General features: G+C 61.1%; 17 protein-coding genes. 9 read left to right on the plus strand and 8 right to left on the minus strand.

Annotation, left to right across the window (positions count from 1 at the left end):
- Nucleotides 1-44 precede the first annotated feature (44 nt).
- Nucleotides 45-278, plus strand: coding sequence for a helix-turn-helix domain-containing protein (locus ACE3RX_RS21825; RefSeq protein WP_079436153.1), 234 nt, complete (start codon nt 45-47; stop codon nt 276-278).
- 227 nt (nt 279-505) lie between these two features.
- Here ACE3RX_RS21825 and ACE3RX_RS21830 read toward each other — a convergent pair whose 3' ends face one another.
- Nucleotides 506-3,583 carry an ATP-binding protein gene (locus ACE3RX_RS21830; RefSeq protein WP_374487081.1) on the minus strand — a complete coding sequence of 1,026 codons (3,078 nt, stop codon included), beginning with the start codon at nt 3,581-3,583 and terminating at the stop codon, nt 506-508.
- Between the two features lie 527 nt (nt 3,584-4,110).
- Here ACE3RX_RS21830 and ACE3RX_RS21835 point away from each other — a divergent pair.
- Nucleotides 4,111-6,906: a response regulator gene (locus tag ACE3RX_RS21835; protein WP_374487082.1), complete on the plus strand. Its 2,796-nt coding sequence runs from the start codon at nt 4,111-4,113 to the stop codon at nt 6,904-6,906.
- A gap of 111 nt (nt 6,907-7,017) precedes the next feature.
- On the opposite strand, the gene ACE3RX_RS21840 is transcribed toward ACE3RX_RS21835, so the two are convergent.
- Nucleotides 7,018-7,383: a hypothetical protein gene (locus ACE3RX_RS21840; RefSeq protein WP_374487083.1), complete on the minus strand. Its 366-nt coding sequence runs from the start codon at nt 7,381-7,383 to the stop codon at nt 7,018-7,020.
- 203 nt (nt 7,384-7,586) lie between these two features.
- Between ACE3RX_RS21840 and ACE3RX_RS21845 the strand changes: the two genes are divergently transcribed.
- Nucleotides 7,587-8,153, plus strand: a complete 567-nt coding sequence (locus ACE3RX_RS21845; RefSeq protein ID WP_374487084.1) for a cyclin-dependent kinase inhibitor 3 family protein — start codon at nt 7,587-7,589, stop codon at nt 8,151-8,153.
- Between the two features lie 66 nt (nt 8,154-8,219).
- Here the strand turns inward: ACE3RX_RS21845 and ACE3RX_RS21850 are convergent, their stop codons facing one another.
- The 3 genes from ACE3RX_RS21850 to ACE3RX_RS21860 form a co-directional block, all read right to left on the minus strand.
- The gene (locus ACE3RX_RS21850; protein ID WP_374487085.1) at nt 8,220-9,020 is read right to left on the minus strand and encodes a hypothetical protein; all 801 of its coding nucleotides are present in this window, start codon (nt 9,018-9,020) and stop codon (nt 8,220-8,222) included.
- A gap of 610 nt (nt 9,021-9,630) precedes the next feature.
- Nucleotides 9,631-10,434, minus strand: coding sequence for a cupin domain-containing protein (locus ACE3RX_RS21855; protein ID WP_374487086.1), 804 nt, complete (start codon nt 10,432-10,434; stop codon nt 9,631-9,633).
- A complete protein-coding gene (locus ACE3RX_RS21860) occupies nt 10,431-11,087 on the minus strand; it encodes a sigma-70 family RNA polymerase sigma factor (RefSeq protein ID WP_374487087.1) in 657 nt (218 codons plus the stop codon). The genes ACE3RX_RS21855 and ACE3RX_RS21860 overlap by 4 nt, the downstream gene beginning before the upstream one ends.
- Before the next feature lie 201 nt (nt 11,088-11,288).
- Between ACE3RX_RS21860 and ACE3RX_RS21865 the strand changes: the two genes are divergently transcribed.
- On the plus strand, nt 11,289-11,816 hold the full coding sequence (locus tag ACE3RX_RS21865; protein ID WP_374487088.1) for a DUF3455 domain-containing protein: 528 nt from the start codon (nt 11,289-11,291) through the stop codon (nt 11,814-11,816).
- A gap of 229 nt (nt 11,817-12,045) precedes the next feature.
- Here ACE3RX_RS21865 and ACE3RX_RS21870 read toward each other — a convergent pair whose 3' ends face one another.
- Nucleotides 12,046-12,939, minus strand: a complete 894-nt coding sequence (locus ACE3RX_RS21870; protein WP_374487089.1) for a dienelactone hydrolase family protein — start codon at nt 12,937-12,939, stop codon at nt 12,046-12,048.
- 164 nt (nt 12,940-13,103) lie between these two features.
- Nucleotides 13,104-13,373, minus strand: a complete 270-nt coding sequence (locus ACE3RX_RS21875; RefSeq protein WP_374487090.1) for a helix-turn-helix domain-containing protein — start codon at nt 13,371-13,373, stop codon at nt 13,104-13,106.
- 263 nt (nt 13,374-13,636) lie between these two features.
- On the opposite strand from ACE3RX_RS21875, the gene ACE3RX_RS21880 reads away from it, so the two are divergent.
- Both ACE3RX_RS21880 and ACE3RX_RS21885 read left to right on the plus strand, forming a co-directional pair.
- Nucleotides 13,637-14,257 (plus strand): tyrosine-type recombinase/integrase, encoded by a 621-nt coding sequence (locus ACE3RX_RS21880; RefSeq protein ID WP_374487091.1) that lies wholly within the window; start codon nt 13,637-13,639, stop codon nt 14,255-14,257.
- A 196-nt stretch (nt 14,258-14,453) separates the two neighbouring features.
- Nucleotides 14,454-15,164, plus strand: coding sequence for a hypothetical protein (locus ACE3RX_RS21885; protein WP_374487092.1), 711 nt, complete (start codon nt 14,454-14,456; stop codon nt 15,162-15,164).
- Nucleotides 15,165-15,839: 675 nt separating this feature from the next.
- On the opposite strand, the gene ACE3RX_RS21890 is transcribed toward ACE3RX_RS21885, so the two are convergent.
- Nucleotides 15,840-16,916: an AraC family transcriptional regulator gene (locus tag ACE3RX_RS21890; RefSeq protein ID WP_374487093.1), complete on the minus strand. Its 1,077-nt coding sequence runs from the start codon at nt 16,914-16,916 to the stop codon at nt 15,840-15,842.
- A 148-nt stretch (nt 16,917-17,064) separates the two neighbouring features.
- Between ACE3RX_RS21890 and ACE3RX_RS21895 the strand changes: the two genes are divergently transcribed.
- Genes ACE3RX_RS21895 through ACE3RX_RS21905 form a run of 3 tightly spaced genes read left to right on the plus strand, consistent with a single transcriptional unit; the run spans nt 17,065 to nt 20,660 of the window.
- Nucleotides 17,065-18,237, plus strand: a complete 1,173-nt coding sequence (locus ACE3RX_RS21895; RefSeq protein ID WP_374487094.1) for an isovaleryl-CoA dehydrogenase — start codon at nt 17,065-17,067, stop codon at nt 18,235-18,237.
- A 14-nt stretch (nt 18,238-18,251) separates the two neighbouring features.
- Nucleotides 18,252-19,859: a carboxyl transferase domain-containing protein gene (locus tag ACE3RX_RS21900; protein WP_079437015.1), complete on the plus strand. Its 1,608-nt coding sequence runs from the start codon at nt 18,252-18,254 to the stop codon at nt 19,857-19,859.
- Nucleotides 19,860-19,868: 9 nt separating this feature from the next.
- Nucleotides 19,869-20,660, plus strand: a complete 792-nt coding sequence (locus tag ACE3RX_RS21905; RefSeq protein ID WP_374487095.1) for an enoyl-CoA hydratase/isomerase family protein — start codon at nt 19,869-19,871, stop codon at nt 20,658-20,660.
- The last annotated feature ends 116 nt before the right edge of the window (nt 20,661-20,776 follow it).

Here is a 20,776-nt window from a genome sequence, read left to right on the forward strand (position 1 = left end):
TATATTCCGTGGATTGATAATCCCGCCACCGGCATCGTTCGTCGGTGGTCAAATCTTTCGATGAACTTCGTGCCGACCTTGCCGCCGAGATCAAGCAATCTCGCAAGCGGCTTGGGCTGTCTCAAGAGGCGCTGGCCTTACAGGCCGAGGTGGATCGGACCTACGTCTCGCAACTGGAGCGCGGGGTTGCCAATCCCTCCCTGCTGATTCTTCATCGGATTTCTGTCGTACTGGGCGTGGACTTGTCGGTCAGTTTGAGCCGAACAAGTGATGCGTAACCCTTCCGCCACTGCACCACATTCCCTCGTTCCCGTATTCATCAACTGCTAGGCATTGCGGGCATAGCAAAGTCCGTTACGACGGACCATCAGCTTACTGAGATCGGTGATCCTGCCTTGGCAGGAGTTGTGCGCGCCGCCAAAGTGAGGCTTGTGAGGTGGGTGGGTGAGTCTGCGGCCTCGTGAACTATGCCGAATAAATCAAAAATGGTTATTTTTTAATCCTTTTAAAACATTGACTTCCAGGGGATATGTATATGTTTTCCCTTCATCCCGGTCATACCCCAATCCCCGGCCGCCAAGGCGCTCTTGATGGACGCAATATGTTTGGTATTGCTTAAACAACTCAGGCGCGCCAATTCAAGATACTTGTCCTTCCTGTTGCGCAACATTCCCAGGCCCCGCGCCAGATCGATGCCCGGTGTTTCGGCGAGACGTGTCAGGATGGACTCAGGGGTGGCCGGCTGCGCTGCAATTGGGGGGGCAGAAGTGGACTCCTGCTTTGATGCCGCGTGCTCGGGGAGCCATTTCAGAAGCGTCGCATACATCATCGCGGGCTCCACCGGCTTGGCGATGAAGTCGTTCATGCCTGCAGCCAGACAAGCCTCCCGGTCTTCATCGAAGGCGTTGGCCGTCATGGCCAGAATCGGAACGTCCGCACATTGGGGCAGCGAACGGATCGCACGGGTGGCCTCCAGGCCATCCATCTCGGGCATCTGCATGTCCATGAGAATGAGCTCGTACGAACCTGTCTTGGCCTTCTCGACTGCGACACGCCCATTCTCGGCGACGTCCACCCAAAGGTGCGCGGCATGCAAGAGCTCTTGTGCCACTTCGACATTGATCAGATTGTCTTCCGCAAGCAGAACTCGTGTTCCTTCATGCCGCATGCGCAACTCGTTATCGGCCGAGGAGGACAGCTTCTCTTCAAGCGGCATCACGCCATGGCCACGCTGCAGCCAGGCGGAAAACCAGAAGACGGAGCCCTTGCCCACGGTGCTTTCGCAGCCTGCTTCACCCCCCATCAGCTCTGCCAAGCGCTTGCTGATCGCCAGTCCGAGGCCAGTCCCCTCGTACTTGCGTGTCGCGGTGTTATCCGCCTGCTCGAAGTCGTGGAACAGGCGCCCCAATGCTTCCGGCGCGATGCCGATACCGGTATCTTCGACCGAGAAGCGAACCTTCAGGCGGTCTGCTTCTTCGGCGAGCAAATCGGCCTTGAGGGTAATGCTCCCTTGTTCGGTGAACTTGACGGCGTTGCCCGCAAAATTGAGCAGCGCCTGTCTAATCCGCAGGACGTCGCCGCACAGCCACACGGGCACCCGATCCGTCACCATGGATAGGGTAAGTCCCTTGGCGCGAACCGATTCACCGATGATGGACGCCGTATGGTCAAGGACCTGCGTCAGCGCAAAATCCGTCAGACTCAATGACAGCTTGCCTGCCTCAATCTTGGAGAGATCGAGGATGTCGTTGATGATCGACAGCAGATGCTTGCTTGACATCTCGATCTTGGACAGCCGTTCCGCCTGCTGGGGCGTCGGACTGTCCTTGCGTAGCAGATGCACCAGGCCCGTGATGGCATTCATCGGCGTACGGATCTCGTGACTCATGTTGGCCAGGAAAGCGCTCTTGGCGATATTGGCCGCTTCGGCTGCCTCTTGCGCCCTGAGCATCTTTAGCTCGAGTTCCTTGCGTGCCGACAGGTCGATGTGGGTTCCGACCGCGCGCAGAGGGCTGCCGTCCGAGGCCCGCGCGACCACTTTGCCGCGACTGAGGATCCATTTGTAGCGGCCATCCTTGCAGCGCATACGAAATTCCATTTCGTAACTGCTGTCCGTGTGCAGCAATTCCATTGCCTTCGCATGGACAGACTCCTTTTCCTCAGGGTGCAGCAAGGCAAGCCAGTTGTCCTTAAGGCTTTCACCGAGTTCGCCGGGGGCATAGCCCAACATCGTACTGTAGGCGGGGTTCAGGTAGTTGATATCGTCCCGGATACTCCAATCCCACAATCCATCGCGGGTCGCCTCCAGGGAGTACTCGAGACGCTCCCGGTCGAACGCCTGCTGGGCCAGGGATTCCGAGAGCGCCTGGGTGCGCTCTTCGATCTTCGCTTCGAGTTGCTCCTGATAATCGATGAGTTGCAGCTCGGCGCGCTTTCGGCGCCCGTTCTGAACCATGAGGGCAAGACTCAGCCCGGACAACACGAGAATGACGGCGAACGCCGTGATGACCAGGCCCCTGTAGTCGACCCAGATGGAGCGGGGGCGATTGAGGAAAAGCGTGTTCCCTGGAAGCCGTTCAGGATCGGCGCCCCAGCGCTGCACTTGCAGCCAGTCAAACACCGCCTGCGGCGGTACCTTCCGGTCAGTATCGCCCGCCTCGAACTTGCCGGATCCATCAAGGAGCGCAAAGCCGAGTTCTGCCGCGCTTTGCCCGACCCTCGTCGGCACGACAACGGATCCACCCATAAAGCCGAGCCGGACATGGGGCTCATACAACGCCAGAACCGGCGCATTGGCTCGCTTGGCAACTTCGGCACCGACTTCGGCCGCAATAAAGTTATGCCCGCTCGAATCCCTCTGGTAGATGCCGAACAAGATCAGCGAGTCCTGCGGCAGTGAGGCAATCCGCTGCAGCATTTCCTGGCGAGTCAGCTCAGCCGGGTCTTCGAGCTCGACCTGCTGGCCCTTGGCAGCGAGCGCTTCCTTGGTCTGCCTGTAGAACGACGCCTGCTGCTTGTCTGCCCCGGCCACCAGAACCACACGGCGCGTGCGGGGGAAAAGGGCTAGACCGTAGTCGATTGTTCCCGCGATGTCATACCGGTTGATGATGTTCTGCACTGGGCGAATGTGCCCACGCCACTTGATAGTGGACATATCGACAATCGTAGCGATGACCGGCACATCGTGTGGCACTACCCCGTCGCCCTCTTGAGCGAGAAAATCCAGAGCCGTTTGAGTAACGGCGATCACCAGCCCGATGTTTCTGGCGGCCAGTTTTTCTCGCAACAGGGTGGCCAGCGTTGCACGTCGACTGGAGTCGTTGTGGCGAAGCAGGTCTAGGTTCTCAACGTAGATATCGTTGACGCTGACCCCTCTATCCTTGAGTTTGGCCACGATACCTTGGGTCAAGGCGTCCGGCACCGGAATACCGTATTGGGCTCCGGAGAGGATCAGAACCGCTTTTCCTTCAATCCCAGATTTTGCCGCCTCAGTGGCACCAGCCTCCGGCGTGGCCGCAATGCAGAGCAGGGATAGCGACTGCAGAAAGAATATTGCCGCGACCAGGCGTGCCAGACTGAACACACGGCGTGTGCGTCCGCACACAAGGGCGGTTGAAACAGCCCCTGTGTCAGTCGAGCGTGCTTGCATCATTCCCCCTTTGGAATTGCCAAGCCAGCAGCAATTCATAAATCCTATCACGGTAGCTAAATCATCAGTTCAGGCTGGCTGGGCAGATTAGCCGGGCTGGCTTTATCGAAAGCCATCTCATTCTGGCTAGCCGAAAGATCTCAGGATACTCCCGGGCGCGCAGCCCTTTCAGCGACCTATCGTGCCGAATCAATTGAATTTTTTCACTCAGGCAAGGTTTGACAGACTTTTTAACAATTTCCGCCCAACAAGGCGCATTCTTTCACTTTCATGACTGTTCATCTGCTTGGGTTTCATGGGTTCCTGCATACGTCGGAAGCACCAGCTTCATGGAAACGACTTGATGTCAGGAAATTGAAATTAATGATAAAGAGCGGTTGGCGCGACAAGCGTTGGCTCCGACTACAGGGCTGAAATCGGATGCAGCAAGACAAATCAGTCAGTTTCGTCGGGAGATAGTCATGCAGAGCTGGCAGTCCCTGAAGGTAAGGCTTTCAATTACCACCTTGGGGGTTTGTGTGGCCATGCTGTGGTCGCTCTTTTTCTATGGTTACCAGCTGGTCAAAAAAGACTCGGAGAGGCTGATTGGAGAGCAGCAGTTCGCAACAGCACAAATTGCTGCGGAGTTGATAAACGATGCCGTCACCCGGCAGTTTGCCGCCTTGGAGAATGCGGCAATACAAATCTCGCCGGAGATGCTGATCAAGCGCGAGCGGCTTCAAGGGTGGTTGGACGGCCAGTCATCACTGCTCAGCCTTTTCAATGGCGGGGTCTATATCACGGGTAATCCCGGTGTCCCGCTCGCCGTCTTTCCTTATTCCCGGAAAATGACGGAGACCAGTTACGTCGACCGGGATTACCTTATTGCCGCATTGAAAGAAGGGCGCCGGGGCATCGGCAAGCCGACGATGGGCCGGCTATTCAATACGCCGGTGATCGGGTTCGCTGTTCCCATAAAAGATCGTTCCGGGGCCATCGTAGGTGCCGTGGCCGGAGTGATTGACCTGAGCAAGCCCAACCTGATCGAACGTACCGTGGAGAGAGGAACGGGCAAGGACGGCGGCTTCGTTCTGATTTCTCGTCGAGACAAGGTTTGTGTTACCGCCACCGACAGGAGCCGGGCCATGGTTCCCGTCCCCAAGCTTGGTATCAACAAGCTGCTCGACCAGTTCATGCAAGGCTTCGAGGGCTATGGTGTCACGATGAATGCCCGAGGCGTGGAAGACCTTGCTGCGAGCGCGAGTATTCCTGTTGCCGATTGGTTTATTGTCGTTCTGCAGCCGACCAGTCGAGCCTTTGCGTCCCTGCATGAGCTGCGCCGTCACATGCTTCTTGCCACAAGCTTGCTGTCGCTCCTCGCTGGTCTGCTGACCTGGGGCATTACGGCGCAACTGCTGCGAAGAAGGCTGTCTCCCATCGTCGAGGCTACCAAGCACCTGGTCAGGCTGGATGAAAAGACCAGCCTGACACCCGAAGCGCTTCCCGCGGTATGCAATGACGAAATTGGCGAATTGGTAAGCGAATTCAACGCCTTGATCGTGGCCGCAAGGAAGCGTGAAAGCCTGCTAGGCCAGAAAACGGAATCTCTGGCGGAGGCAGTGGGCCGGGCAGAGCAAGGTGCGGCGGAACTTGAAGTCCTGAATGCAGAGCTCAATGCCCGGCTAGGGGAGCGGACGGCCGAGCTGTTCAAGGCCAAGGAGCAGGCCGAGTGCGCCAATCACGCCAAGAGCGCATTTCTGGCCAACATGAGCCACGAAATCCGAACCCCCCTCAATGCCATTACCGGACTGGTGTACATCCTCCGCAAGGACAATCCGAGTGTTCAGCAGGCCGAGCGCCTGGCCAAAATCGATGCCGCCGGCAAACATCTGCTCTCACTGATCAATGACGTCCTCGACCTCTCGAAGATCGAGGCCGGCAAGCTGACGCTGGAAGAAAACGACTTTGCGCTGGAACAGGTGCTGGACCAGATTGCATCAGTGATCGGCGAGTCGGCCGCGCAGAAGGGGCTGACCGTATCGATCGACATGGATCACGTGCCGGTCTGGCTGCGGGGGGACCTGCTGCGGATTCGCCAAGCCTTGCTCAACTTTGCCGGCAATGCCGTGAAGTTCACCCCGAAGGGCGGCATTACCTTGTGTTCGGAATTGCTTGAGGAGGAATCAGGGCGCCTATTGGTCAGGTTTTCGGTTAAAGACACGGGGATAGGCATTTCGCCCGAGGCTCAAGCAAGACTGTTCCATGAGTTTGAGCAAGCGGACTCCAGCACCACCCGCAAATTTGGTGGGACAGGGCTGGGGCTGACCATTTCAAAGCGCCTGGCCGAATTGATGGGCGGACGTGCCGGTTGTGACAGCACGCCCGGAGAAGGCAGTACGTTCTGGTTTACCGCCTGGATTCAGCGCGGCCAGGGGATCAGGACTCTCACCGAGCGGGTATCGTCTTCCGAATGCAGCCTCAGGGAACAGCATTCCGGTGCGCGCATCCTGCTTGCCGAAGACAACCCGATCAATACCGAAGTCGCTCTGGAACTATTGCACGAGGCGGGACTTTGGGTGGATGTGGCGGAAAATGGTCGAATCGCAGTGGAGAAAGCCGCAGCCAGTGATTACGACCTCATCCTGATGGACATGCAGATGCCGGAAATGGACGGGCTCGAAGCCTGCCGGCGTATCCGCCAGCTCCCCGGCTGGGCCAGCAAACCCATCATCGCAATGACCGCCAATGCCTTTGACGACGATCGCGCCGATTGTCTCGATGCAGGCATGAGCGATTTTGTGGCTAAACCCGTCGAGCCGGATTTCTTGTATTCCACACTTAACAAATGGCTGGAAAACGTGCTTCCGGCGCCAATAGACGCCGCCCACGCCCCCAAACCGATCGTCTCCTCGGAAAAGGATTCGCTGCTGACCCAGCTTGCCGAAGTTCCCGGTATCGATTTGGGCAGAGGAATGCGGATCCTGAGAAACAACACCGACAAATACATCGACCTCATCACCAAGCTGTGTCAGAACAACGCGGAAGCCATCGTTGCGCTCAAAGCGAGTCTGAAGGCCGGAGACATATTGGCCGCCGAGCGGTCTAGCCATGCCCTCAAGGGGGCCGCAGGAAACCTTGGGCTGGTGGCCCTATTCGATTCGGCGACAAGACTGAATTCCCTGCTACGCCAACACGATCCCGACATGAAAGCCATTCTTGGAATATTGGGAGAAATTGAACTGGCTCAAGGGGAACTTGCAAAGGTTTTGGGCTTGTAGGAAGGCGCGGAGGGGAAGGGGGATGCTCCCCCCAAAAAGCCGTGCATCATCGAGGCTTTGCCATCCTGAAACGGACTGCGGAAGCGCCCCCCAGGCTATGGAACGACAGGTTCAGGACGGCACATCGACGATCTCACTAGGGTCTGTGCCCTTGAGATAAGCGCCACGCCCGTACTTGAGGACCTGCAACCAGTCGCAGGGCAGGGTGAGATTGCCGAAATGCTCGACAACGCAGCAGTCCTTCCAATAAGCCTGCCCGTCAGCAGACTCGACAACGGTGTCAAAGCCGAGCTTATCCAGTTGCTCCACCATGGTCCGGATATCGTTCGGGTGTCCGGAACAATAGCGGGCAAGGTGTTCATCGTAGGTAATTTGGTGTGCGTAATCCTTCCGAAATTGCTCCAGGCCGCCGGGGTATTTCTCAGTGATGACTTTGATCGGTACGAAGAGATTGATAAAACCAAGTGAGATGGCCATAGGGAAGATCGTTTTCGCAGGTTTAAGCCTATTTGACGCCAGCTGAACGACAAATCGTGTCGTATGGCAGAGATGTTTCCAACTCCCTCGGGCGTCCCTATTGCTCCGGCTAAGGGGCGGGAGCCTGTCGGCTCACCAGAAACGACAGATGCTGTCGCAGCCAGGGACTATCCTGCTTGCATCGCAATCTCAAGGACACGCCGATGCCTGCATGCCGGACCCTCCGCACGAGTGAATCCCACCCCATCCGTATCGATGCCGTTCAAGCCCGCCGCGATTGGGGGCTGATCGGCATGTCCTTCTGCCCCGGCAAGCAGCAGGTCGACGGGCTGAGCGGGCACTGGCAGCGGGATCTCGGTATGGACCTGGAACGCATCCGGGCCTGGGGGGCATCGATCGTGGTGTCCCTCGTCGAGCAGCAGGAGCTTGCCGAACTGGGCGTGGAAGCGCTGCCGACCGAGGTCATGCGCCTTGGCATGATTTGGCGGCACCTGCCGATCCGCGATCGCTATCCGCCGGGCCAGACCTTTGAAAGCCGCTGGCCCGAGATCGGCGCCGAACTGGTCGCTGCTCTGCGGACGGGACAACGGATCTTCCTGCACTGCAAGGGCGGCCTGGGCCGCACGGGCACCGTCGCCGCCTGCCTGCTGATGGAGGCCGGCATGAACGCCGAAGAAGCCGTGACGCAGGTGCGTCTCGCACGCCCGACAACTATCGAGACCACGCTGCAGGAGTGGTACGTGCATACCTACCGCCCGAGGTTTGGCTGAGGCGGGCGTAACTGCCGTTGTTGAGCGGGCCAACGGTGGCTACCTGGCCTAGGTTCAGGCCCGTGGCTAACCCTGCGCCAGCAGCGCCCCCAGCCGGGTAAAGAAATCCTTGTCCCGCGCGTACTGCTCGCTCGAGATCAGCCCCCGCTGGGCCTCCAGCGCGGCCAGGAAGTTGCTGACAATCTGGCGGTAGCTGTTCATTTCGTCGGCCTTGTAGGGGGATGGCGTGTTGTGGCCGTTGATGCGCAGGCCGTACACGGCGCCGTGCATCATCAGGCCATAGGTCATCGCATCGCCATCGGGCATGGCTGCGGTGGCTTGGAACCACGCCTCCCGAACCGCAGCGGGGGCGTTATCGGGCGGGAAGTGGGCGGTGAGGGCCGCCCCGACCTCCTCGAAGCCGTCGCCATTGAGATCCACGCTGAAGCCCTCCGGCAACAGCAGGTTGCGGGCGCCTTCCTCGCTGATCGCCGCCACGTTGATCGGCTCGGCCAGACAGTGATTCCTGCGGACGGCCTCCAGCTCCTCGGCCGACAGGCTGCTCAGGAACTGGTGGGCGTTGTCCATGCCGCCGCTGCCGTAGGCCTTGCTCAACACCCCCGCATACACGGCCTGGCTGTCGGCGCCCACACCCCGCAGCGCGGACAGCTCCGCATGGGTCCGCCCGAGAATGGCCTCCAGGGCCTCGGACGACGTGGGGCCTGCCTGGCCAGCCGCCGCCTGCGGCCCGGTTGCACCCCCATCGGCAACGACCTTGGCCGCCGCAAAGGCCGACTGGAAGGTCTGGTAGAAACTGCTGCCGGGCGTCTCGGCGTAGCTGTGGCGCTGAGAAGCTGTGATCGGCTGGCCCACGGCCCGAATGTCCATTTTCTGCCTCCGTGTCGGTAAGAATTGCCGGTTGGCGGAATCGCTTGCCGGTGTCCTGGGGTGTAGGAGAAATACATGGGCACTCAGGCATGATGCGTACCTAGTGGACGCACTAGGCGGGGTAATTGGTTCAATCGAAAAAAGATGATTCCGCGGTGTGCCTAGATTTTTTACATCGAAAACAATGTCATGCAAGTGGCCTTCAATATCGTATTCGTCTTCAGAGTCAATCGGAGGAATAGAAGCCGACGCACCATGGCGGATCCCGAGGCCTCGCGCAACTGCTAATGCCCTGATACCGAGCTGGCCTGGCCACGAAGGTTGAACGGAGGTCAATCTTTGGCTCAATGTGGCCGACTGTTTGTCGGCCAATCCTGTCGTACGACTAGCACCAAGCGAGCGGCAGGTATTCGGCAGTCAACAGTCATTAGAGCCGACGTGAGCGTCGTGGCCCCAGGCCGCGGCTTCAGCCAGGCCAGCGGCCAACAGGGCTTTCGGGATCAGCGAAGACCGCGATAGGCGTTCGATCTGGCTGAAGGTCGAAGAGACAAACCGATTTCCCCCGGTTGATGCATTCGACCGCAGCTACCACGGGAAACCGGTTCTACACTCAGCGTGTGTCTGCCGGCGCACGTTCGTGGACGAAGTAGGTGGCGCCGCAATCGCTGCTGATTTCGTCGTGCTGCGTACCGGCAGGCGCAAGGTGCCATTCTTCCTGGCGCAGCAGGATGTCACCGAAGAAGGCCTCGCCCGCGACCACCATGAATTCGCATTCTCCTCGGTAGCCCCCAGGCCGGTAGTGGCTGCCGGCTGCCAGCCGGACGAAACGCGACAGACTACCGTCAGCCTGCCATAGGCGCTTCTCGACAACGCCTTCGGCCAACTGCCGCCAGTCGTCGTCTGCTTCGCGGATGGTCAGCGGTTCAGCGCCGCTGCCAGGCATTAAGCCGCCCAGCAGTTCCACCGCTAGGCCGAACACGTTGCCCAACGAAGTGCCCCGCAGATAGGTCACACAGCCCTCGGCCGACGTGATTCGGTCATGCCGGCTGCCGGGAAAGGAGACGTGGTAATCGCCAGGGCCGAGATCGAGATCTCCCATCTGCATCCGGCCGGACAGTACGATACCTTCTTCCAGGTGACGATGGCGATGCATCGGTAGTGACGCACCCGGTGCCAGCATCAGCAACACTGAACTGCCATCCGCCGTGCTGCGCAGGTCGCGCCCGCGCACCCCCTTCATCAGATCGCGCCAGGGAGTAGCGTTCCGGCGTATCGTAGTGAAGACTTGGTGGCGGAGGCGGCTTGCGCCGGCTCGCTGCAGCAGTTTTTGCAGGCGCTCGTCGCGGTCTCCAGTTGCAGGCTTCAAGGCCGGCGCGAGCAGCGTGTCGAGGTCGTCGGAGTAGTGGGGCTTCATAGCGCTATCTTTCTGTCCAGGCCTTGTCGCGCCAGGCAGTCCTGCAGGCGAACCAAGCTGCGGCGAATCTGCGATTTGACCGTGCCAAGCGGAAGATCGCAATGTTGGGCAATTTCGTCGTGGGTCATGCCGCGAAAAAAGGCGAGGGCAAGCAATTGCCTGGACAGGGGTTCCAGTTGGGCAACGGCTTGATGCAGCCGATGCCGCTCGTCGAGCGCCGTCAGCAACTCCAGCGGCGTTTCGTCGCTAGCTTCACTGGAGGCGGTCTCAAGTGCCATCTCGTCCTGCACTTCGCGGCTTTCCACCTGACGCAATGCGTCGAGGGCGCGGCTGCGTGCCATATTCATGATCCACGCCATGACGCTGCCTTTCTGCGGATCGAAGCGCGGCGCCTGCCGCCAGAGTTGCCAGAAGACATCTTCGGTAACCTCCTCGGCCAGTGCCTGCTGCCGCGTCAGGCGCAGTACGAAGGTCTGGACCCGAGAGGCGAGCGCCTCGTACAGGCAGGCTAGCGCCCGTTCATCCTGATTGACCACGCGGTCGACCCAAGCGGCCAGATCCCCTTCGTGCCAGGCCCGGTCATAGGCCGGTTCGGCACTGTTGTGCCCAGGCGGTTCTGCGTTGACCGGATCGACGTAAAACGCGTCGTCCACGGTAATTACTCCCAAACATGCCGTCCTCACGATTGTCTTTGGTTTGTGTGGAAAGAGACAACCGGTCTACGCAAACGGCGGGTGAGCGGATGCAAAAAAAGATTTAACGATTTTTGCATCCGGATTCGGAGTAGCTGCGTAAAGGGGGGAAGGTGCCGGCGATTTCCCGGGCCTCACGCTAACCGCTCACAGGAAAAATTCATGAATACACTACGCTTCGTACTCTCTGCCACCGCCCTGCTGGCAGCCACCTCGGCCATGGCCAACGTCGACAATGCCACTCTGCCGGAAGCCGTCCGGGTGCCAGAGGGACATGTCCAGAAAGCCTGGACCGTCGGCATTGGTGAAGTGACCTACGCCTGCCGTGAGAAAGCCGACCAGCCCGGCAGTCACGCCTGGACCTTCGTGGTGCCGGCGGCAACACTGTACGACGCAGCGAAGAATGTCGTCGGCACGTATTACGGTGGTCCGACCTGGGAAGCCCGCGATGGCTCCAAGGTGACCGGCAAGCAGCTCGCCATCGCGCCCACGTCGGCCGGCAACCTGCCGCTGCAATTGGTCAAGGCCAATCCGTCGGTCGGCGAAGGGCGGTTTGCCGCTACCACCTATATCCAGCGCCTGAATACGGTTGGCGGCGCAGCACCGGCCCAGGGCTGCGACATGGCCGCCGTTGGCAAGGAAGTGAAGGTCGCATACCAAGCCGACTACGTCTTCTACGGCGCCCGCTGATTCAGCGTTTGACCCCACCACCATTGATAAGAAAATCACCAGAAATGAAGATTTGAATCGTCAGCGGCGGTAATGTCGAGCAGATAGACTGTTTCAGCTCACAAAGCCGCTGCTCAGCTTAGATGCTTTCAACAGCGGCTTTGGCCAAGGTCCTGTCGCTGGTTCGGCGGACTCTTCCTCGGCCAAATCCGACTTTGGGCTGTCCATCAGTATTAGACGGCCCGAGACATCAGACCTTGTGTTTTTTCAGCCAGTCGTTGGCTAGCTGCTGAGCGTATGTGGCCGCCGATTTGTCATAGCTAGGGCGGTAGTCTGCGTTGAAGCCGTGGTCGACGTTGGGAAACACAACGATCTCCGAGCCGCTTCCGCTCTTGTTGAGCAGGCCGCGCATCTTGGCGATGGTCTCCTGCTTGACGAAGGCGTCGATGCCCGAGTAAAGGCCAAGCACCGGCACCTTGATCTGGTCGCCAAAGTCAATCGGGTCTTCGGGGCGCAGTTCGGGCGCTTTCAGTCCTTCCAGCAACCCGTAATAGGCCACGGCGGCATTCAACTTGCTGTTGTGCCGTGCATAGACCCATGCCGTACGGCCCCCCCAGCAGTAACCCACCAAGCCCGTACGCTTTGCGTCGGCTTTGCCACTGGCGCGCGCGAAAGCCAGAGTGGCGTCTAGGTCGGCGCAGACCTGGGCGTCGGGCACTTTGGAGACCACCTGCGACAAAATCGTCTGAATGTCGATCATCTTCGACACGTCGCCCTGGCGTGCAAACATCTCCGGCGCAATCGCGTAGTAGCCCTGCTTGGCATAGCGCCGGCACATGTCCTTGATGTGCTCGTGCACGCCAAAGATTTCCTGCACCACCAGAATCACTGGGAACTTGCCGGGTCCTGCGGGCATGGCCCGGTAGGCGGGAATCTTCCCGTCGGCCACCGGCACGCTGACTTCGCCAGCCACCAAGCCGTTGCTGTCAGTGACGATGGCCTGGGCCAGCACCGGTTTGGATGCGAGGGCAAAACCCAACGCCAGAGACGTCATGACGAATTCACGCCGCGAGGATGGGACGGATGTGGCTTGAGGGGGGCTCTGGAAGTCGATTGGCTTGAGACCGTAGTCCATCAGTTTCATGAAAATTCCTTGGGTGGTTGGGTGGTGCTAGGGGAAAGCTTCGATACATCGCGCCCTCGCATTATCCATTCCTCTCGCCATCAGCCCAGGTCTTTCGATCGTTGATGAAAACAGGGGTCATGATTGGCGGCAGCCAGAGCAGTATCCAGCCGTTGATTTGTTCCTCACCGAAGCCGTCGAAGCCCCTTGATATGCAGAAAGCTGGTCGCTTCTTCACGGAGCCGCCGGGTTAGCGTGCGCCGCGAGTAACCCAGCGCCTCGGCCGCTGTATCGATATCGGGCCCCCTCTCCAGGTGAGTTTCCAGATAGGTGGGAAGCTGATGGGCGAACTGACGCAAGGTGTCAAGCTGGCGCGTGGCTTCTGACAGCGCACGCTTAGTTTCCTCGAGCAAATTAACCCAGCGGCAGGTTTTTGATCGCAGCGCCCGTTTCAATAACAGTTGTTAGGATTGAGTGAATTTCCGCTTCTAGCCGGAAGCGGACCACGAAGCTTGTCTCAGTCACTGTCCGCTTCGGCCGACGAGTTTGCATTGGCTGTTCGTCGGGTTTCTGAGTAAAGCCGTCGCTTGAGTGGCAGCTATGCTGAACCGGCAACCGTCAGCAGTTGGCCGACAGTACCCCCTCAGCATCCATTCCGATAGCGGTCATTCGCGATGAGTTCAAGAATCTGACTCCGATCAACAGCTAGGAGCCAATCATGGAAACCCGCGAACATCCGCATCGGGACGCCTGGAACAAGGGGAAGTTGGTTGGGCAGAAGGCACCCCTCAAACCCAAAGATATCTGGGCGATTCGCATTCATCTCCAGAATGTGCACGCAGTACGAGACCTCGCCATGTTCAACCTGGCGATCGACAGCAAGCTCCGAGGCTGCGACCTCGTCGCTCTACGGGTGCGCGACGTGACGCACGGAGGCCAGTTGCTCTCACGCGCGATGGTTCTGCAGCGGAAAACGCAGCGACCGGTGCAGTTCGAACTGACCGAGCCTACACGCACGACTGTGGCTGCCTGGATTGCGAAAGAGGGATTGAAGTCGGAAGACTTCCTCTTTCCTAGCCGGTTGCGGAACTCTCCGCACGTCTCTACGCGGCAGTACGCGAGGATCGTCGAGCACTGGGTCGTGGCGGTCGGACTTGACCCATCCGCCTACGGAACGCACTCGATGCGGAGAACCAAAGCAACGTTGATCTACAAGCGCACAAAGAACCTGCGGGCCGTCCAACTCCTGCTGGGACACTCGAAGCTTGAAAGCACGGTGCGATACCTTGGCATCGAGGTGGATGATGCACTGGAGATCTCGGAGCAGACGGAGATCTAACTCGTCCGCTGCGGCCACGTGGGTGACTCCCACGTGGCCGCTTTCTGGCATCATGTCGAACGCGTACTTTCGGCCAGAAGCGGTCCTTAATCAAGCTCGCCGGAAAGCCGACGTTTGCAACCTTGTTATTCCAATGGGTTCACCGCAGAATGCTGCAATGAATGGAGTTTTCTTACATTGTCGTTAGGCCCCACAAGTGACTTACTGCGCGGAACTCTGCCTCGATCTGCCTGACGATTTCCCGATCCCTGAATTCATCGCGTTTATGGCCGAGGCGCGACGAGTGCTGATTCCCGGCGGCAACACCTCAGCTGCATGGAAGGAGTTTGGGGGCGCGTCGAACCTGATCGGGTGGCGCTACCGAACGAGTTTCGAGGCGTGGCAAGAGCACCGGGAATCGATCAGAGCTCATGGCGGCGAACGAAATCACGAGGACGTTTATCAGCAAGAGCGCTTGCTCTTCCTGATGTTCTCTGCCGGCGTATCGTGCATCGAAAGTACCGCGTATGCGTTGGCGGCCGCCGCGAGCGACGCAAGCGTCTGCGGCATTGCGTTCACAACCAAAGAGCAGCGCGCCTGTTCGCCTAGTCGACTTCTGACATGGCTTGCCCCGCATCCAAAAGCCGCAGATCTGGTCGCTGCACTACAAGCGCTCACAGAGGCACGGGAGTGGGCGCTTTGGGTCGACCTTCGGAACCGAATGACCCACCGATCAAACCTGCCGCGAAGAATTTTCGCATCAGCCGGAGCTCCGCCACCGCGGGTAAACCCACTGAACTTCGCGCCGACGTCCAGTACACCAGAAGTCGATGCCGACCTCGCAGATTGGGACGACCTGCACCAATGGCTCGCCCAGCAGTTGCGGAGACTGCTGCTTTCTGGCATCGAGCTGCTCCGTGCGGCCTAACTCAAACGTTCCTGAACGTCTGCTTCTTCAGTGTGGGAATTCCCGCTTAGGGTCGGCTCCTGCTGATCGGCGCCCCTGATAACTGCCGTTCGTACTGGGAGTGCGCTGAGTGACAGTTGATCGTTCCAGATCTGCCGTTCAGTGCAGAGCGCCTCAACGTCAGCAAAGGCCGAGAAAGAGTCAGCAGCATCAGCGGCCACTACATTTGAACGCGGCACGGCTAGAGGCTGTAGAACACGTGCGAAAGGTAGGGCTTTCATTGCATCCGGATATGGCACAGCGATGGACAGAGATAACGCACAGCAACCGGTGCCCCCGATACGGAACAGTTCACATTTTTCAAATTTGGCAGAAAATACCGGGAGTTTGGCGTTTTCGCCATCTTTCCCTGGGCTAGGTCCAGCCCCCTCCGACTTGAACATTTGCCGCCCAGACTTGAACTTGCGGGGCTCCGACTTAACAGCTCGCCCCTCGGACTTACACTTTTTCTCCGCCGACTTGAACTCACTTCGCTCAGACTTGAACTATCGAAGCCGCGACTTGAACCAGTTCAACCTAGACTTAAACCACTTCAAGTCCAAGCTGGACCCGTTCAACTAAAACTTGAACTCACGTCCCTCAGAGCATCAAAAGTTCAAATCCGAGTTAAACCAGTTCAACTCGGAGGCTCAATCGTCAAGCCGATAGCCCAGCCGGCTCAACGGAACCCTGGCCTCGCTCCCCCCGCCCGCGAAACGCCTGCGGTGAGAGCCCGGTCCACCCCTTGAAAGCGCGGGAAAAGCTCTTCTCGTTGCTGAACCCGACCAATGCCGAGATCTGTTTGATCGATCTGGAGCTGCGGTCGAGGAGGTCGATGGCTTGGTCGCGGCGGGTTTCGTCCTTGAGTTGTTGCAGGGAGGCGCCTTCGTCCTGGAGCTGGCGGTGCAGGGTGCGCACGGAGATGTGTAGGTGGCCGGCGACTTGTTCTGCGGTGGCGCTGCGGTTGCCGGCGCTTTGCAGGAACTGGCGGACGCCCTGGACGAGGAGGCGGTCGCGGCGGTATTGCAGCACGGTCAGCGGCAGGGCTCGGTGGAGCATGGCGCGCAGGGCCTGTTCGTCGCGGCGGATGGGCAGGTCCAGGTAGCGGGGTTCGAAGCGGATGGCTGCTTGCGGGGCCTCGAAGCGCACCGGGCCGGGGAAGAGGAGTGCGTAGGCGTCGGCGTGGGGCGGGGCGGGGAAGGGGAAGGTGCTTTCCTGCAGCGGGATGCGCGAGTCGATGGCCCAGCAGGCGTAGCCGAGCACGTAGCGCAGCAGGGTGACGAGGCAGAACTCGTGCATGGGGCCGAGGTCGCGCTGGGGGGTGATGCTCAGGCGGGCGGAGGTGGGCGTTACTTCGAGTTCCAGCGCGATGTCGTCGGTGAGCAGGCGGTGGTGGCGGCACCAGCGCTTGAGGGCGACGCCCAAGTCCGGCGAGGTGATCGACGCGCGGCACAGCATGCCGTAGCTGCCCCACGGCAGGCGGCGCGAAAACCAGCCCAGGGCTTCGTCGTCGAGTTCCTGCATGGCGTGGCCGGAAATGACCTCCATCTGGGCGGCGGTGACGCGCGCCGCTGCGTCGTCGAGGAGGCGTGGGTCGATCTCCGCGCGGGCCAGCGCATTGGCCGGATCTCGTCCATAACGGTGGTAGGCGAGAACGATGGCGCGGATGAAGGCAATCGGCGTGGCGGCGCGGCCACCGCTGAGCGAAGCGGGCAGGGCGATCTTGGCGGGCATGGCGCTGATTCTCGACGCCGGTGGCACGATTTGCAACCTCGATGGCGCCTGCGGCACCGCGTTCCGGCGTACGCTGGCGACCATTCGGCATAGGCGCAGCAAGTGCGCGCCGTGCTGCCAGACAACGATCAGTGGAGGAGACCCGCCCATGAACATCCCCAGCCTCAACTTCCATCTCGGCGAAACCATCGAAGCCCTGCGCGACACCGTGCAGGCCTTTGCGGCCAAGGAGATCGCCCCGCGCGCCGCGGACGTGGACCGGGACAACCTCTTTCCGGCCGACCTGTGGAAGAAGCTCGGCGACCTGGGCCTGCACGGCATGACGGCGCCGGAGGAATACGGCGGCACCAACATGGGCTACCTGGCGCACATCATCGCGCTGGAAGAGGTGTCCCGCGCGTCGGCCTCGGTGGGCCTGTCCTACGGCGCGCATTCCAACCTGTGCATCAACCAGATCCGCCGCAACGGCACCGAGGCACAGAAGCAGAAATACCTGCCCAAGCTGATCTCCGGCGACCATGTGGGCGCGCTCGCGATGAGCGAGCCGAACGCCGGCTCCGACGTGGTGAGCATGAAGCTGCGCGCCGACAAGAAGGGCGACCGCTACGTCCTCAACGGCTCCAAGATGTGGATCACCAACGGCGGCGACGCCGATACGCTGGTGGTGTACGCCAAGACCGACATTGAAGCCGGCGCCAAGGGCATGACCGCCTTCATCATCGAGAAGGGCATGAAGGGCTTCACCCACGGCACCCACCTGGACAAGCTGGGCATGCGCGGCTCCAACACCTTCCCGCTGTTCTTCGACGACGTTGAAGTGCCGGAAGAAAACGTGCTCGGCGGCGTGGGCAACGGCGCCAAGGTGCTGATGAGCGGCCTCGACTACGAGCGCGCGGTGCTGTGCGGCGGCCCGCTGGGGATCATGGCGGCCTGTATGGACGAAGTGGTGCCCTACCTGCACGAGCGCAAGCAGTTCGGCCAGAGCATCGGCGAGTTCCAGCTGATGCAGGGCAAGCTGGCCGACATGTACTCCACCTGGATGGCGACCCGCGCCTATGTGTATGCGGTGGGCCAGGCCTGCGACAAGGCCGACCACGCGCGCACGCTGCGCAAGGACGCAGCCGGGGCGATCCTGTATTCCGCCGAGAAAGCCACCTGGATGGCCGGCGAGGCGATCCAGACCCTCGGCGGCGTCGGCTACACCAACGACTACGCCACCGGCCGCCTGTGGCGCGACGCCAAGCTGTACGAGATCGGCGCCGGCACCAGCGAGATCCGCCGCATGCTGATCGGCCGCGAACTCTTCTCCGAAACGGCCTGAACGGAGCCGCAGCGATGACCGTCATCAAATCCAGCATCAATCCCCGCTCGCCGGAATTCCAGGCCAACGCGGAAGCCATGGGGCGCATCGTCGCCGACCTGCGTGAGAAGGCCGGCCAGGTGTCCCTCGGCGGCGGCGAAGCGGCCCGCGCCAAGCATGTGGCCCGCGGCAAGCTGCTGCCCCGCGACCGGGTCGATCACCTCCTCGATCCGGGCACGGCCTTCCTCGAAATCGGCCAGCTGGCCGCCTACGGCATGTACGGCGGCGACGCGCCGTCGGCCGGGGTGATTGCCGGCATCGGCCGGGTCAGCGGCGTGGAGTGCATGATCGTCGCCAACGACGCCACCGTGAAGGGCGGCACCTATTACCCGATGACGGTGAAGAAGCACCTGCGGGCCCAGGAGATCGCCCAGCAGAACAAGCTGCCGTGCCTTTATCTGGTGGATTCCGGCGGCGCCTTCCTGCCCAAGCAGGACGAGGTGTTTCCGGACCGGGACCACTTCGGGCGGATCTTCTTCAACCAGGCCAACATGTCCGCCGAGGGCATTCCGCAGATCGCCGTGGTGATGGGCTCATGCACCGCCGGTGGCGCCTACGTGCCGGCGATGAGCGACGAGACCATCATCGTCAAGAACCAGGGCACCATCTTCCTCGGCGGCCCGCCGCTGGTGAAGGCGGCTACCGGCGAGGTGGTGACGGCCGAAGACCTGGGCGGCGGCGACGTGCATACGCGCATCTCCGGCGTGGCCGACCACCTGGCCGAGAACGACACCCACGCGCTGCACATCGCGCGGCGCATCGTTGGCACGCTGAACCGGACCAAGCCGACGGACCTCAAGCTCGCCGATGCGGAAGAGCCGCTGTACGACCCGGCCGAGATCTACGGGATCATCCCCACCGACACCCGCAAGCCCTACGACGTGCGCGAGGTGATCGCCCGCATCGTCGATGGCTCGCGCTTCGACGAGTTCAAGGCCCGCTACGGCACCACGCTGGTCACCGGCTTCGCGCACCTCTACGGCATGCCGGTGGGCATCGTCGCCAACAACGGCATCCTGTTCGGCGAGTCGGCGCAGAAGGGCGCCCACTTTATCGAGCTGTGCGCCCAGCGCGGCGTGCCGCTGGTCTTCCTGCAGAACATCACCGGCTTCATGGTCGGCCGCAAGTACGAAAACGGCGGCATTGCCAAGGACGGCGCCAAGATGGTTACCGCCGTCGCCACCGCCCAGGTGCCCAAGCTGACGGTGCTGATCGGCGGCAGCTTCGGCGCCGGCAACTACGGCATGTGCGGCCGCGCCTACAGCCCGCGCTTCCTGTGGATGTGGCCGAACAGCCGCATCTCGGTGATGGGCGGCGAGCAGGCTGCCAGCGTGCTGTCCACCGTGCGCCGCGAGGGCATCGAGGCCAAGGGTGGCAGCTGGAGCCGCGACGAGGAGGAGGCTTTCAAGTCGCCGATCCGCCAGCAGTACGAGGACCAGGGCCATCCGTACTACGCCACCGCCCGCCTGTGGGACGACGGCGTCGTCGATCCGGCCCAGACCCGCCGCGTGCTCGGGCTGTCCCTGTCGGCCAGCCTCAATGCACCGATCCAGCCGACCCGCTTCGGCGTGTTCCGGATGTAAGGGGCCACCATGTACGAGACGCTGGAAATCCTCCGCGACGGTGCCGTCGCGACGATCTGGATGAACCGCCCGGAGGTGCATAACGCCTTCAACGAGCAGCTCATCTTTGAGCTCACCGCCGCCTGCCAGGCCCTCGACGCGGACGCCAGCGTGCGCGTGGTGGTGCTCGCCGGGCGCGGCAAGAGCTTCTCGGCGGGCGCCGACCTCAACTGGATGAAGCGCGCCGGCGCGGCCACGGTGGACGAGAACCTCGCCGACGCGCGGCGCCTGGCCGGCATGCTGCGGGTGCTTGCCGAGATGCGCAAACCCACGCTGGCCCGCGTGCATGGCGCGGCCCTCGGCGGCGGCATGGGGCTGGCTGCCGCCTGCGACATCTGCGTGGCCGGCGAGGGCGCGGTGTTCGCCACGTCCGAAGTGAAGTTCGGGATCATCCCGTCGGCCATCAGCCCCTACGTGCTGCGCGCCATCGGTGCGCGCCAGGCTTACCGCTATTTCCAGAGCGCCGAGCGCATCTCCGCGACACGGGCTTATGAATTGGGCCTCGCCCACGAGGCGGTGCCGGTCGATGGGCTGGACGCCAAGGTCGGCGAGATCGTCACCGCGCTGCTGCAGGGCGGGCCGCTGTCCCAGGGGGCCGCCAAGGATCTGATCCGCGCAGTGGCCGATAAGCCCGTCGATGACGCGCTGGTCGAAGACACCGCCCGCCGCATCGCCAGCCTGCGCGCCACGCCGGAAGCCCGCGAAGGCCTCGCCGCCTTCCTCGACAAGCGCCCGGCGGCGTGGATCGCGGATAAACCATGACAACACTGCGAGGGCGAGTGAGCTGACTGCGACGAGTCCGTGGGGGGAAGTCTGTGGGGGCGAATTCATTCGCCCGCGGACTTCGGGGAACCGACTGAGGGCGAATGAATTCGCCC

This window comes from Zoogloea sp. (assembly GCF_041914405.1).
In the GTDB taxonomy this organism is placed as follows: domain Bacteria; phylum Pseudomonadota; class Gammaproteobacteria; order Burkholderiales; family Rhodocyclaceae; genus Zoogloea.